Genomic DNA, 14,018 nt, shown 5'->3' with positions numbered 1-14,018 from the left:
GGGTCCGGCTGCGGCACCCGCACGTGTCGAGCCGGCCATTGTTTGAGGCGATCACGCCGGGTAAGCAAGTGTGGCCGCGGCGTCCGCGGGCCAGCACCGACCTGGCTGATCACCGTTCCGCGTCAGAGGTGGTGGGCGCTGGTCTGCGCAACCCGGAGAACCGGTGGCAGAACGCGTGTGAGTCGGCATCCCTGGCGGAGGCACCCTCGGCCAAGGGTGGCTTGAGAACTCGTCGAATATCCGACGACTTTTACCCGGCACCCCGGCTAGGGCACCTGGAACAATTACCCGCCCGGGCGCAGACTGTGAAGATCCACACCAAGGCGACGGAGGCGGACGCATAATCGCGGTACTCTCGCTGTTGGTGAGCGATGGTCAAGCGAAAGTCGAACTCGCGGTTGCCCACGGAAAACGCGGGTACGGGAGTCGCTAGGCGCTGCGTGAACGCCAGGACGACCACGAGGCGGCACGAGCAGGTCTCGCGCACCGCAGACTCGGCGACTGAACGGCGTTCGCCGAGTCTGCGGCGGGTCTAGCCGATACGGATGAGTTTCTTGTTCACGAACTCGCTGGCACCGTATCGTCCGAGTTCGCGCCCCATGCCGCTTCTTTTCACCCCGCCGAACGGCAGCTCTGCGCTGCCGGCGTCGACGAGGTTGACATAAACCATGCCAGCCTCGATTCGGTCGGCGACCCGCAGTGCCTGTTCGGGATCGGTCGTGAACAGGTAGGAGCCGAGCCCGAACGGAGTGTCGTTCGCGAGGGCGATGGCTTCATCTTCTGAGCCTGCCCGATAGACGGCTGCTACGGGGCCGAAAAACTCCTCGTGGTACGTGTCGTTGTCCTTCGTGACACCGGTGAGCACGGCAGGCGGGTAGAAGGCACCCGAGCGTTTGCCAGTGGCCGCCAGGGTCGCTCCCTGCGCGACCGCGCGCTCGACCTGCTCCTCGAGATGCTCGGCCGCGCCGAGGGACGAGAGGGGTCCGAAGACGGCACCGTGAACGGTCGGGTCTCCGGGTGAGTTCGCAAGGATGGCGGCGGTGAACTTCTCCGTGAACTCATCGTAAAGTTCATCAATCACGATAAATCGCTTAGCTGCGTCGCAGGCCTGCCCGCTATTGCGGAGGCGACCGGCGACGGCGGCAGCCACTGTCGCGGCCATGTCGTCGGTGCTCAGCAGGATGAACGGGTCTGACCCACCCAGTTCCAGCACGACCTTCTTGAGGTGGCGACCGGCCACCTCGGCGACGGCAGCGCCGGCGCCCTCCGAACCGGTGAGAGAGACGCCCTGTACCCGCGGGTCGGCGATGATCGTGGCGACCTGCTCGCTGTCCGCATACACATTTGTGTAAGCGCCAGCCGGGAAGCCTGCATCATGGAAGATTTGCTCAATCGCTGCGGCCGACTCCGGGCATTGGGCGGCATTCTTGAGGATGATCGTGTTGCCGATCATGAGGTTAGGTCCAGCGAAGCGCGCAACCTGGTAGTAGGGGAAATTCCATGGCATGACGCCAATCAGCACGCCAAGAGAGTTGGAGCGCATGAACGCGGAACCCTTGCCGCTGAGAAGGGTGATCGGTTCGTCCTTCAGAAATTCCTGCGCATTGTCGGCGTAGTAACGGTAGATGTCGGCGGAGTAATCGATCTCGCCGAGCGCTTGGTCGATGGGTTTTCCCATCTCGCGCACGATGATGGCCGCCAGCTTGTCGCGGCGCTCCTCATGCAGATCACCGACCCTGCGCAGGAGTGTGGCCCGCTCGTTGGTTGAAGAGCTGCGTGACCAGCCGTGGTGGGCCTCATCCGCCGATGCGATAACCTGCTCGATTTCATCAGCAGAAAGCTGGGGGTAAGTTTTGATGGTTTCGCCTGTGGCGGGGTTGACAACGGCTTGGTGGCTCATGAGCCACCTCCTTTCACGGTTGAACTACTGTTCCGGAAATTGGCGCTGCCACGAGCCAACCATGTTCGCGGCATTTGTCAAGGCGAATGAGGCCAGCGGAAGTTGCGGCGGCTCGTTTCGTCTCGGTGTGGTCTTTTCAGCCTGAATCCACGGATCAACGTGAGATTTTACGGGGGCGCTATACCGAGAATACCTAGCTGATCTGCTTAAATATGACTTGTCTAAAGTGTGAATTTACCAAACAGATGAGCATCTTGTAGTTGCCAGCTACTCACACCAACCCCGCCGTTTCTGCATCATTCACCGACCCTAATCTTGTGTCGTGCGCCGGGTTGGTCCCAAACATGAAATTGGCCGCCCGAGGGGGCTGGCGACCCTGGTCGATGAGTGGCTGACCGTCCCCACCGACAAGGGTGCCAAGGCCGGCTTCAAAGTCACCTCGCTGGTCGGAGGGATGGTCGCCGGCGTAGCTTCGATCGACGACTTTGCGATTCTTCGTCACGGCGGCATGGGGAAGGTCTTCACCAAGTGTTACGCGCCGTCGACGTTGGGGTCGTTCTAGCGCGAGTTCACGTTCGGTCACGTCCGGCAGCTCGACGCCTTCGCCTCACGCTTCGTGGGTGGCCTCGCGGCCGAAATCCCACTGCTCGTGCACGACACCGACGGCTACATCTTCCTCGACATTGACGACACCATCATCGAAGTCCACGGGTACCAGAAGGAAGGATCCGGCTACGGCTACTCCGGAGTGCGCCGCCTCGACGTGTTCATCGCGACCGTGAAAACAGACCTGTCAGCACCGGGCATCAACAGTCAACGACTGCGCTGCGGTGCCGACGTCTCCGTCACCGCGCGCATGGATCCCGCCATCAAACGTGCGATCGGAACGATCCCCGACAGCGCCTGGACAGCGATTTGATACACCAGCGCGATCTATAACGAAGGCACCAAAATGCGGATCAGTAACGCTGTAGTCGCCGAGGTCCCGTTCACCGCGTTCACGTCCCGCAAGAAGGCAGAGGACAGCACCGGGCGCCTGGCTGCCTTGTGTTCGCGGGGCGTGACACGGGCGGCAGGGCGGCACCGTCAAACGCACCACCGCGCAGGTGAGCCCCCGGGTCTTCCGAGTCGCGGCACTACCCATTCCCACTGATCGCGAGAAGTCCCAACTGTACATCCAGCGTTACCTGGAGCATTTCCCCGCGGCCGGCGAGGTGGTCCTCTTTGACCGCAGCGTGAACAAACATGCGGGCGTGGAGCGGGTGATGGGTTTCTGCACTCCGGATCAGACCGAGCACTTCCTGCGGATGACGCCGCTGGGCGAGCAGTCGATGGTCGACTCCGGAATCATCCTGCTCATGTATTGGCTTGAGGTCAGTAAAAATGATCAGACTCGGCGGCTCGAGAGTCGAATCAACAATCCGCGCAAGACGTGGAAGCCCTCGCCGATGGATCACGATTCTTACAGCCGCTGATCCGACTACGCCCGCGCGAGGAACGCCATGTTTGCGGCGACCGACACCGCCTGGGCACCCTTGGCATGTCGCGCACACCGACGACAAGAAGGGGGCCCGCCTCAACGTCATCAGCCACCTCCTCAGCAATCTGCCGTACGTGCCGTTCCCCGGGCTCGACGTCAGGCTCCCCCGGCGCCGGAACCGCGGTGACGACCGGGGGCCGAAGCTGACGGTTCGACAGATTCCGACCCCGTTCTGAGTCACGTCGCGATGCCCGTCGCGATGGGGAGCCGGTGTTGCGAGCCACAGCCGCAGCATCCACTGCCCCGGCGCCGGCCGCCACCTGAACCAGCTTTCCTGAACTAGCCTTGACCTGCACGGTCCAACGGCGGGTGGGGGTAGATGTGACTTTGCTTGAAGGTTCGATCATCCTCATTGCCGGGCTCGCCGCGGGAGTCATCAACGTGGTCGCCGGCGCCGGAACACTCATCACCTTCCCTGTTCTTCTGGCGTTGGGCGTGCCGCCGATCACGGCGAACGTGTCCAATACCGTGGGCCTGATCCCTGCGTCCATTGCCGGCGCCCACGGCTACCGACGCGAGTTGCGGTCGCAGTGGCGCCCCGTAGCTGTGATGGCGATCTTCTCCGCCGTGGGCGGCATCGTCGGCGGTCTGCTCCTGCTCACCCTGCCCGCACAGGCGTTCGCCGGCGTCGTGCCCTTCCTGCTGCTGCTGGCCGCGGTGCTCTCGGCGATCCAGCCCCGAGTGGCCGGCTTCGTGCGACGCAAGGCGGCGGCGCCCGCCGGCACACTGCTGACCAAAACGGATACGCGTCCCCTCACCCTCGGGCTCATCCTCGGGGTGCTCGCGACGGGCGTGTACGGCGGGTATTTCGGTGCCGCCCAGGGGGTCGTGTTGCTCGCGCTGCTGGGCATACTCTGGTCCACGGACATGCACCGGGCCAACGGCGCCAAGAACGTGCTCGCCGGGGTCGCGAACATCGTGTCGGCGATCATCTTCATCTCCAGCGGAACCGTGGACTGGAAAATCGCGCTCCTCATCGGCATCGGCTCCGCGGCGGGCGGCTGGCTGGGTGCCCGTATCGGCCGCACGCTCTCCGCGCCGGTACTGCGCACCATCCTGGTCGTGGTCGCGGTGACCGCCGCGGTGGTGCTCTTCCTGAGCTAGGGAGCGGAGCCGCCCGGACCCGGCGCCGAACCAATTCGACGGAGATTTTGAGGCAGCGCGCAATTGTGGGCAGGTTTGGAGCCGTGTTGTCCAAATCTCCGTCGACTTCGTCAGGGAGACCGGATGCCGCAGTCTGGCGCAGGCGGGTGGCGCGCCACCGTCTGAGACGGGCGGCGCGCCACCGCGTGTCACCTGAGGATGCGAATGAGCTTCTTGTTGGCAAACTCCGCGATGCCGAAGCGTCCCAGTTCACGGCCGAAGCCAGACCTCTTCACTCCACCGAAGGGCAGCTCTGCTCCGTCGAGGAGCGAGCCGTTGATGAAGACCATTCCGGCGTCGATCTGGTCCGCCACGCGCAGGGCCTGTTCCGGGTCGGTGGTGAAGAGATACGAACCCAGGCCGTACGGGACGTCGTTGGCCACCTGCACGGCCTCGGCCTCGTCCGCCACGCGATAGACGGCGGCGACCGGGCCGAAGAACTCCTCCCGGTAAGCGTCACTCTGAGGGGACACGTCGGTCAGGACCGTCGGCGAGAAGAAGGCGCCCCTGCGATTTCCCCGCGCGGTGACGGTTGCGCCCTGGGCTTCGGCGCGCTGGAGCTGTTCCTCGAGGTCCTCGGCGGCACCGAGGGAGGACAGCGGGCCGAGCGTGGTGTCCGGCGACGTGGGGTCTCCGGGAACGTTGCCGGTGATCTTCGCCGTGAAGCTCGCCAGGAAGGCGTCGTACAGGCCGTCGATCACGATGAAGCGCTTAGCCGCGTTGCAGGACTGGCCGGAGTTGTCGAGGCGAGCGTCGACGGCGGCGTCGACCGCTTCGTCCATATTTTCCGTGCTGAGCAGGATGAAGGGGTCGGATCCGCCCAGTTCGAGCACGACCTTCTTGAGGTTGCGGCCGGCGGCCTCCGCGACCGCCGCACCCGCGCCTTCAGAACCGGTCAGCGACACACCGCAGACCCGGGGGTCTGGAATGATGATGTCGGAGATCTGAGCGCTGGAGGCGTAGACGTTGCGGTATGCGCCGTCGGGAAAACCGGCATCCGTGAAGATCGCCTCGATCGCGGCAGCGGACTCGGGGCACTGCGAGGCGTGCTTGAGCAGGATCGTGTTGCCGAGAACCAGGTTCGGACCGGCGAAGCGGGCGACCTGGTAGTAGGGGAAGTTCCACGGCATGATCCCGACGAGCACTCCGAGGGAGGCACTCCGAATGAACGCCGAGCCTTCACCACCGAGCAGCTCGATCGGTTCGTCGGCGAGGAAGGCCTCGCCGTGGGTCGCATAGTACGCGTAGATGTCGGCCGCGAAGTCGACCTCGCCGAGGGCCTGCGCGACGGGCTTGCCCATCTCGCGCACGATGAGCTCGGCCAGATGCTCACGCCGCTCGGTGTGCAGGTCCGCGACACGCTGCATCAGGGCCGCGCGCTCGGCGACCGACGTGCGGCGAGAGAACTCGCTGTGGGCACGGTCTGCGGCTCCGATGGCCTCGGTCACCTCAGCATCCGTTGCCAGAGTAAAACTCGGTCCGCTGTCCCCGGTGGCGGGGTTCGTGACTGTGTACTTGTTCATATTTTCTCCCCAGGCTTGCTTCGTTGACGCCGATTGAGACGGGACCGCTGCTGCCGGAGCCGGTCCCGCCCGTGTCGTTACAGTCTGCCGCTGTCAAGGGTTTTGGGCAGCCATTGTGGTGAACCTTTTTCGGCCTTCCGGGTCTGCCACCGGATTCCGTTCAGCTGTCAGGCTGCACAGCGCAGAGCGCCGCGAGCTCGGCGCGGGGGTGATCACGCACGTCGTGCACGCTACCAACCGCCCTGCAGCACCTCGTCGAGCCGGTCGACGAAGAAGTCCGCGCTCTCCCGACTCAAGCACAGGGGCGGCTTGATCTTCAGCACGTTCTGTCTCTCCGAGGTGGGCTGCACGATCACGCCGAGTTTCAGCATCCGTTCGCAGATGGCGGCGGTCTCGCTGGCCGCCGGCTCCAGGGTGTCCCGGTCGCGCACGAGTTCCACCCCCATGTACAGGCCCAGGCCGTGCACCATCCCGATCAACGGATGCCGTTCCGCGAGCTCTGCCAGCCGGCCTGCCAGGTGCCGGCCGACGGCATCCGCATTCTGCTGGAGGGATTCGTCCCGGATGACGTCGAGCACGGCCAGCCCCGCGACGCAGCTGACCGGGCTGCCGCCGGCCGAGGAGAAGAAGTTGCCCTCTCCGGCCAGAGATTCGGCGATGTCCCGGCGGGTGAGCACCGCGCCGAGCGGGTATCCGTTGCCCATCGCCTTGGCCACCGTGAGGATGTCGGGCACGACACCCTGCTGCTGCACGCCCCAGAAGTGGCTGCCCAGCCGGCCGTAGCCGACCTGCACCTCGTCGGCGATGCACAGCGCGCCGCGTGCACGGACCTGCTCATAGACACGGGCGAGGTACCCTGCCGGGGGCACGACGCCGCCGGCATTGCCCAGCACGGGCTCGCAGATGAACGCGGCCAGGTCCTCCCCCGGGCCGTCCGGATCGGCCAGCATCCGGGCCAGGTCGGCCGCGTACTCCCCTGCCGCCCCGGCACCGCGATGCGTCCCGCGATAGGAGTTCGGAACATCCGCGATGTGCACCCAGTCGGGCCGGGAGGCCAAGGAGAAGGGGTTGTCGAAGGCAGAGGTCGACACCGCGTCGGAGGCCGACGTCCAGCCGTGGTAGCCCTCTCGTAAGGCGACGACATTGCTGCGGCCGGTGTGGATCCGGGCCAGGCGCAGGGCCAGGTCCACGGCCTCGCTGCCGCTGTTGACCAGAAGCACGGTGTCGAGGATGGGATCCGGTGATGTCGCCACAATGTGTTCGCAGAGGTCGGCCAGCGCCGAGTAGAGGAACCGGGAGTTCGTGTTGAGCAACGCCAGCTGATCGCTCACGGCACGGGTGAACCGGGGGTGGCTGTGCCCGATCACGGCGACGTTGTTGACCATGTCGACGTAGGAGCGCCCGTGAGTGTCGATCAGCAGTTCCTGCCAGCCGCGTTCGATCTGCGGCGGCCGTTCATAGTACTTCTCCTGCGCCGCGGCCATCACGGCACCGCGCCGGGCAAGTTCGATCGCCGGATCGACGACGGATGCCTGCGGCGCCAACCCAAGCAGCCGCGCCGGGTCCGGTGCGAGAGTTGCCCACGCGGCGGCCCGGGAGGCCTGGGCGAAGTGCGGGGCCGTCAGACCCGGGCGAGCGAGCTTCTGCACGGTCACCCGAGCAACCGGGCCCGCAACACCCACGGGCTCCCCCGCGGCGACCGCGGCCCCCGGCACGAGGTTCGACACGATGCCGCCGATGCGCAGCCCGAAACCGGCCAGCGTCAGAAGCAGGGTGTCGCCTCCGATCTCGGTGACCGAGGCAGCCGCCGGAGCGACGATCACCGAACCGGCAGGCAGGAAGACCTCGGTGAACAGCGCGAACGTGTCGGGTTCCCGGCGCGAGTGTGGCGGGGTTCGGGTGAGCCGGAACTGGCCGTAGGGAGCGACGGCGGCGCCGCGTCGGGCGAGGGCGGCCTGCGCGAGCCGCCACTCGGCATCCGTTGTCTGCCAGAGGCCGTCGGCCAGGGCCGGGCTGGTCACGGCGAAGTCGAGCATTTCGTAGTCGCCGTCGGCGAGCGCGGAGATCATCGGCACGGTCGTCTCGGGCACGGTCGTGTGTTCGGCACCAGTATGCCGCCGCCGGCCGAGCGCCTGCCGTATGGCCGCGTCCGCTTCCTCCCAGCCGACCGCGCTGGCTGCGGCGAAGACCTGCCACTCGGCGTCCATCCGGTGCCTCGCGTAGTCGTTGTCCGCGTCGATCTGCACCTGCTGCTCGCCGCTGGCCACCAGCACCGCCCCGCGCAGCACGATCAGCGGCCAGAGCGCGGTGATCTCGGCCTCGGTCAGGGGAACGACCTCGTCGAAGGCGACGATCGCCTCGAGGGCCGCCAGCGGATCGTCCGGCATGTGGTGCAGAACGGATGCCGCCGTGACCGCCAGCTCCGCGACCAGCCAGCCGGTGGCCAGATCGCCGAAGTCGATGACCCCCTCGGGCACGTGGTGGCCGTTCGGCAGCACCCGGCAGATCACGTTGTCGTCGGTGATGTCCCCGTGGATGGTCTGTAGCCGCAGTGCGGACGCCACAGTCGCCAGGCGTGCGGCGGCGCTGTCGGCGATGGCGCGGAGCTGATCCCGGGTCTCTTCCGCCGGCACCCAGCGCACCAGCAGGTCGATCACGGCTTTCGCGTTGCGCAGGTCCCACTGCAGCGTGCGGTCGAGGCCGTCCGCCGCGAAGTCACGCAGGTGGAGCGACGTGGTGCCCGAGAGCCGGCCGAGCGCCCGGACCACCGGCGGGGCCAGATAGCCCCGCGCCTCGAGTGACGGGCCCTCGACGAAGGTGAGCAGCCGCACCGGGACGAGGGTGGCATTCGTTGCGTGCCAGTGCTGGCGGCTGAGGCCGTTCAGCCCCCGCACGGGCTGTGGCACGCGCATGCCGCGCTCAGTCAGGAACACCATCACCGCGTCCTGCGCGGCCAGCTCGGCGGCGGAGAAGGCCGGGTTGTCGACCTTGAGCACGTAGCGCTGCGTCGCTCCACCCGCGGAGTCACCGGTGGGGGCAGTGGTGGCGGCAGTGGCGGCAGCAGTGGTGGTGATCAAAAAGTTGCGGTCCTGCTGGCTGCCGAGTTCGCGGGCCGTGCCGGTGATCCCGAAGAGCGAGGACGCCATCGATTCGGCGTCGGCCGCGGTGATATCCGGGCGCACGAGCCCCTGGCCGCTGAAGAAATCAAAACCAGGCACGTCGACGCTCCTCGCAGATAGTGCAATGAATCCTGTCAGTTTGGCACCAGGGCCGCTCGTTCTATGCGCCCAACGCTCAGTCCGCGCGCAACTCGGCTCTCGGCGGGCAGGGATGACATCATCAAGAGAGACAGCGTCGTCGTCTCAGACCGAGGGACGCACGCGAACACTCGTCGTTTCCGGGATCGAACATCGACCGAAAGCCGCCGCAGTGACCCACCCAGCAGAGCCCTCCGACATCCGTCTCATCGTTTCAGACATGGATGGCACTCTTCTCGACGACGACGGCAACGTGCCCGACGCGTTCTGGCCGCTCCTCGACGACCTCCATCGGGCCGGAATCCTGTTCGTGCCGGCCAGCGGACGCCAGTATCAGACACTGCACGGCATCTTCGGCGAGCACGACGGACTCATCTACATCGCGGAAAACGGAACCAACGTGGTGCAGGACGGCATCAGCATCGACGTCGAACCCGTCGTGTCCGAGATCATCGGCCCCATCGTGGACTGGGTGCGCGGCACCGCCGCCGCGGGCGCCGACTTGGGGCTCGTCGTCTGCGGCGCCCGGAGCGCCTACGTCGAGCGCAGCGATGAGCACTTCGTCGACCAGGTTCGCCGGTACTACGCAGCGGTCGAGGTCGTAGCGGATGTGCATGCAGCCGCTCTCGACGATGTCATCTTGAAACTGGCGATCTACGACCCTGCCCGCGCCGAACAGCGGAGCGGACCGGCCTTGCGCGGCCTTGGGCTGCCCGCGGAGGTCGTGGTCTCGGGTGAGAACTGGGTCGATGTGATGCGCCAGGGAGCGAACAAGGGTCGAGCGTTGGAGCGGCTCCAGCAGCAGCTCGGAATCAGCCGGGCCCAGACGATGGCGTTCGGCGACTACCTCAACGACGCCGAGATGCTCGATGCCGCCGGGCACTCCTACGCCATGGCCAACGGCCACCCGAGCATCCTGGCGCGCGCCGCGAACATCGCGCCGTCGAGCTCGGAAGCCGGCGTGGTCAGCAGCATCCTCGCCGCCCTACCGCACCTGCACAGCGCGCACGTGACCGCCTGATCGCCCGGTAGCTCCCTGCCGCACCTCCGTCCCGAACGAAGTCGACGGAGTTTTAGCCCCTATCGGGCCCGAACACGACGGAATGGCTGTTGTCAACGAGATTCTCCGTCGAATTGGTTCGCCGCCTCCCATCTGGTCCTGGCCGACCGGATGATATATGATCCAAGAAGCGATAATAGAACTTTGTGTTCGATTATAGAACACGTCAGGACATGAACGTTGCGACAGTGATGTCCGATTCACCCACGCAGAGCCCACAAAGAAGTGAGGAAGCCGTGCAGTTTCACCACCACGGATACGTGTCCACCGATCCCCGCATCCAGGATGCCGCCGGGGTCGGCCTCAATCGCCCACGCGAGCTCCCCGAGAACGTCGACGTGCTCATCGTCGGAACGGGCCCGGCCGGCATGATCACCGCCGCGCAGCTCTCCCAGTTCCCCGGTATCACGACCCGCATCGTGGAGCGCCGCGGTGAGCGCCTCGCGATCGGGCAAGCTGACGGCATCCAGGCCCGCAGCGTCGAGACCTTCCACGCGTTCGGTTTCGCGGAGCGCATCATCGCCGAGGCCTACCGCATCACCGAAATGGCATTCTGGACACCGGACCCCGCCGACGTGACCCGCATCATCCGTTCGGCCCGTGCCGTAGACGACCCCACCGGCATCAGCGAATTCCCGCACCTGATCGTCAACCAGGCGCGTGTGCTCGACTACTTCGCCGAGGTGATGGCGCACTCCCCTACGCGGATGGAGCCGGATTTCGGCTTCGACTTCCGCAGCCTGGAGAACACCGACAAGGGCGAGTATCCCGTCACGGTGACGCTCGTGCACACCATCGGGGAGAAGCAGGGCCAGGAACGGGTCGTGCACGCCAAGTACGTGGTGGGCGCCGACGGTGCCCGCAGCGCTGTGCGCGACTCGATCGGCTGTACGCTCGCCGGCGACCAGGCATTCCACGCCTGGGGCGTGATGGACGTGCTCGCGGTCACCGACTTCCCGGACATCCGCATGAAGTGCGCGATCCAGTCCGAATCCGGCGGAAACATCCTGCTCATCCCGCGCGAGGGCGGATACCTGTTCCGCATGTATGTGGATCTCGGCGAGGTGGCCGCTGACGACAACGGCGCAGTGCGCACGACGACGATCGAGGAGATCATCGCGAAGGCCAACGGCATCCTCCACCCGTATACCCTCGACGTGAAGAATGTCGCCTGGCACAGCGTGTACGAGGTCGCCCATCGTCTCACCGACCGGTTCGACGACCTCCTCCCCCACGAGATCGGCACACGTACTCCGCGGGTGTTCATCACCGGGGACGCCTGCCACACGCACAGCGCCAAGGCCGGCCAGGGCATGAACGTGTCGATGCAGGACGGCTTCAACCTGGCCTGGAAACTCGGCTACGTGATCGAAGGCCGCAGCCCCGAATCTCTGCTCGGCACCTACTCTGCCGAGCGCCAGGTCATCGCGAAGAACCTGATCGATTTCGACAAGACCTGGTCGACCCTGATGGCGACGAAGTCGGAGGACCTGGAGGTTCCACTGGAGGAGTTCTACACGAAGACGGCCGAGTTCCCATCGGGCTTCATGACGGAATACCCGCCGTCGATGCTGACCGGCCAGGCAACACACCAGAACCTCGCCACGGGATTCCCGCTCGGTAAACGCTTCAAGTCCGCGCCGGTGGTGCGCGTCGGAGATGCCAACCCCGTGCAACTCGGCCACCACCACCGCGCCGACGGCCGGTGGCGCCTGTACGCGTTCGCGGATGCCGCTGTGTCCGGCGACGCCTCGGCGCTGACCGAGTGGGCCGAGTGGATCCGCACCTCACTCGAGTCGCCGCTGCTCGCGCACACCCCCACCGGGAGCGACATCGACAGTGTCTTCGACATCAAGGTGGTCTACCAGCAAGAGCACACCGGGGTGGACATCGGCCGGGTCCCGGGCGTTTTCCTGCCGACAACAGGCCCCTTTGAGCTGATCGACTACGAGAAGCTCTATGCGACCGACCCGGCGCGCGACATCTTCGAGCTGCGCGGGATCGACCGCGGGGGCGCCATCGTGGTGGTGCGCCCGGACATGTATGTGGCGAACGTGCTGCCGCTGACCGCGACCGCTGAGCTCGCGGCGTTCTTCCGACAGATGCTGCTGGTGCGGTAGGTCTTCGTTGCGGGCTCCCAGCTGCGGGGCACCCCGTCGGCCGCGAGTGCGGGTGAAACGTCGGCTTCGGCTGGGCCAAACGGCGATTCACCCGCACTCGCGGCTACTCGGCGGACGGCCGCTGCCGCTGCCTCTTGGTGGCCGACCGCTGTTGCTTCGCTGCGAGGTGCCGTCGACCCGAACCTCGGGTGGGCTTGGTCGGGCGGCGCGGTGCCGCATCGGGAGCCAGGCCCGCGGCCACGAGACCGGCGAGCTTCGCCAGGGCGAGCTCGCGGTTGCGCACCTGGGAACGCCGTTCGGAGGCGGTCACGGTGATCACCCCGTCGACGAGACGTTTGGCAAGGCGGGCGAGCAGGCGCATCCGTTGATCGTCGGAGAGCGTCGTCGACTCGGCCACGTTCCAGAAGAGTTCGACGCGGCTATCGGAGGTATTGACGTGCTGGCCGCCCGGCCCGGACGACCGCGAGAACCGCCAGCCGAGCTCGCGCTCGGGAATGGTGAGCGCGGGCACCACCTCCAGATCCATGTGATCAGCGTGCCACGATCCGGACGACAGTGTCGGCCGGAGCGCCCCGGCGGCCGAACTCGCCCGTGGTTGAGCCCCATGATCGAGCCCCGGTGGTCGAGCCCGGTGACTCACGCCGCCGGACACTCACGTCGCCGGTGGTCGACCCCGTCGAGACCCTGGTGCGATGTTTCCGGGGACATACGCACCCGGTGGTCGAGCCTGTCGAGACCGTGGTGGCCCGGCCCGGTGTTCCCCGGCAGGCCGCCAGGTGCGGGTGGGGTCGTAGCAGTACGGTGCCCGGACCTCCGGTTTGCCTCTCACCATCCGGATCTGCCAGCCGGAAGTATCAATAGTGTGGTGGTGGTACCAACACAGCAGGACCCCGTTGTCGATCGTGGTTTTTCCGCCGCGGTACCAGGGAATCACGTGGTGCACCTCGCACCACGCCGCCGGGATGGTGCAGCCGGGGATGGTGCAGCCGCCGTCGCGGGCGGCGAGGGCGCGGCGTTGTGCCCGGTTGAAGAAACGGTTCTCGGTGCTGAGGGCAAGGACCTCGTTGTTCTCGCCGAACAGGATCTCCTGGAATCCGCCGGCGCAGAGCGCCTGCTTCACACTGACCAGCGAGATGGGCGCTTCGACGCCGTCGATCCAGCCCACCCCCTGGTCGGCGGCCAGGTCGGCCTGGTTGACGTGGATCATCACGGTGGGGGCGGCGCCGCCCATGGTCGGGGTCCCCGCGTCACGGGTGGCGGCTTCGAACACACCGCGGAGGATGTCGGCACGTTTCTGACCACCGTCACGGTCGTCGCTGAGGGCCGCCGCCTCCGCCCCCGGGATCAGCTGGCCTGAAGCCATGCGCGCTTGTTCTTCGGCCGTGGGGAATGCGGGCGCCGCGTGCGCGGAGAGATACGTGTCGAAGAGGGCGTTCATGATGCCGCGGAGTTCCGCGGTGACGCCGCCGCGGAGC

At 66.4% G+C, this 14,018-nt stretch carries 9 protein-coding genes and 1 pseudogene; 5 read left to right on the top strand and 5 right to left on the bottom strand.

The features are described from left to right. Window positions 1-532 precede the first annotated feature (532 nt). A complete protein-coding gene (locus tag E3O62_RS08370; protein ID WP_134398195.1) occupies window positions 533-1,900 on the bottom strand; it encodes an NAD-dependent succinate-semialdehyde dehydrogenase in 1,368 nt (455 codons plus the stop codon). Between the two features lie 260 nt (window positions 1,901-2,160). Between E3O62_RS08370 and E3O62_RS17100 the strand changes: the two are divergent. The 3 genes and pseudogenes from E3O62_RS17100 to E3O62_RS08350 form a co-directional block, all read left to right on the top strand. Then, a pseudogene (locus tag E3O62_RS17100) lies at window positions 2,161-2,939 on the top strand (IS1380 family transposase); the annotation flags it as partial. A gap of 67 nt (window positions 2,940-3,006) precedes the next feature. Further along, on the top strand, window positions 3,007-3,375 hold the full coding sequence (locus tag E3O62_RS16790) for a hypothetical protein (RefSeq protein WP_198410897.1): 369 nt from the start codon (window positions 3,007-3,009) through the stop codon (window positions 3,373-3,375). A 386-nt stretch (window positions 3,376-3,761) separates the two neighbouring features. Continuing rightward, window positions 3,762-4,544: a sulfite exporter TauE/SafE family protein gene (locus E3O62_RS08350; RefSeq protein WP_134398190.1), complete on the top strand. Its 783-nt coding sequence runs from the start codon at window positions 3,762-3,764 to the stop codon at window positions 4,542-4,544. A 188-nt stretch (window positions 4,545-4,732) separates the two neighbouring features. Here E3O62_RS08350 and E3O62_RS08345 read toward each other — a convergent pair whose 3' ends face one another. Together E3O62_RS08345 and E3O62_RS08340 are read right to left on the bottom strand one after the other, a co-directional pair. Next, entirely contained in the window at window positions 4,733-6,106 is a 1,374-nt protein-coding gene (locus E3O62_RS08345; RefSeq protein WP_134398188.1) for an NAD-dependent succinate-semialdehyde dehydrogenase, read from the bottom strand. Between the two features lie 230 nt (window positions 6,107-6,336). Further along, window positions 6,337-9,324 (bottom strand): aminotransferase, encoded by a 2,988-nt coding sequence (locus E3O62_RS08340; RefSeq protein ID WP_134398187.1) that lies wholly within the window; start codon window positions 9,322-9,324, stop codon window positions 6,337-6,339. A 211-nt stretch (window positions 9,325-9,535) separates the two neighbouring features. Here E3O62_RS08340 and E3O62_RS08335 point away from each other — a divergent pair, with 211 nt between their 5' ends. Both E3O62_RS08335 and E3O62_RS08330 read left to right on the top strand, forming a co-directional pair. Further along, window positions 9,536-10,384 (top strand): Cof-type HAD-IIB family hydrolase, encoded by an 849-nt coding sequence (locus E3O62_RS08335; protein ID WP_255573791.1) that lies wholly within the window; start codon window positions 9,536-9,538, stop codon window positions 10,382-10,384. A 275-nt stretch (window positions 10,385-10,659) separates the two neighbouring features. Continuing rightward, window positions 10,660-12,543, top strand: a complete 1,884-nt coding sequence (locus E3O62_RS08330; protein ID WP_134398183.1) for an FAD-binding monooxygenase — start codon at window positions 10,660-10,662, stop codon at window positions 12,541-12,543. A 103-nt stretch (window positions 12,544-12,646) separates the two neighbouring features. Here the strand turns inward: E3O62_RS08330 and arfB are convergent, their stop codons facing one another. After that, window positions 12,647-13,069 carry an alternative ribosome rescue aminoacyl-tRNA hydrolase ArfB gene (gene arfB, locus E3O62_RS08325; protein WP_134398182.1) on the bottom strand — a complete coding sequence of 141 codons (423 nt, stop codon included), beginning with the start codon at window positions 13,067-13,069 and terminating at the stop codon, window positions 12,647-12,649. Between the two features lie 126 nt (window positions 13,070-13,195). After that, window positions 13,196-14,018: HNH endonuclease signature motif containing protein (locus tag E3O62_RS08320; RefSeq protein ID WP_134398180.1), on the bottom strand; the 823-nt coding region annotated here is incomplete at its 5' end.

This window comes from Cryobacterium sp. TMT2-15-1, assembly GCF_004402345.1.
Taxonomy (GTDB): domain Bacteria; phylum Actinomycetota; class Actinomycetes; order Actinomycetales; family Microbacteriaceae; genus Cryobacterium; species Cryobacterium sandaracinum.
Note: the sequence above shows the minus strand (reverse complement) of the source record. Positions and strands in the feature narration are given on the sequence as shown.

Excerpts from the sequence above, each read along its gene's own strand:
- arfB (WP_134398182.1), bottom strand. The coding sequence starts at position 13,069 with ATGGATCTGGAGGTGGTGCCCGCGCTCACCATTCCCGAGCGCGAGCTC.
- E3O62_RS08345 (WP_134398188.1), bottom strand. The coding sequence starts at position 6,106 with ATGAACAAGTACACAGTCACGAACCCCGCCACCGGGGACAGCGGACCG.
- E3O62_RS08370 (WP_134398195.1), bottom strand. The coding sequence starts at position 1,900 with ATGAGCCACCAAGCCGTTGTCAACCCCGCCACAGGCGAAACCATCAAA.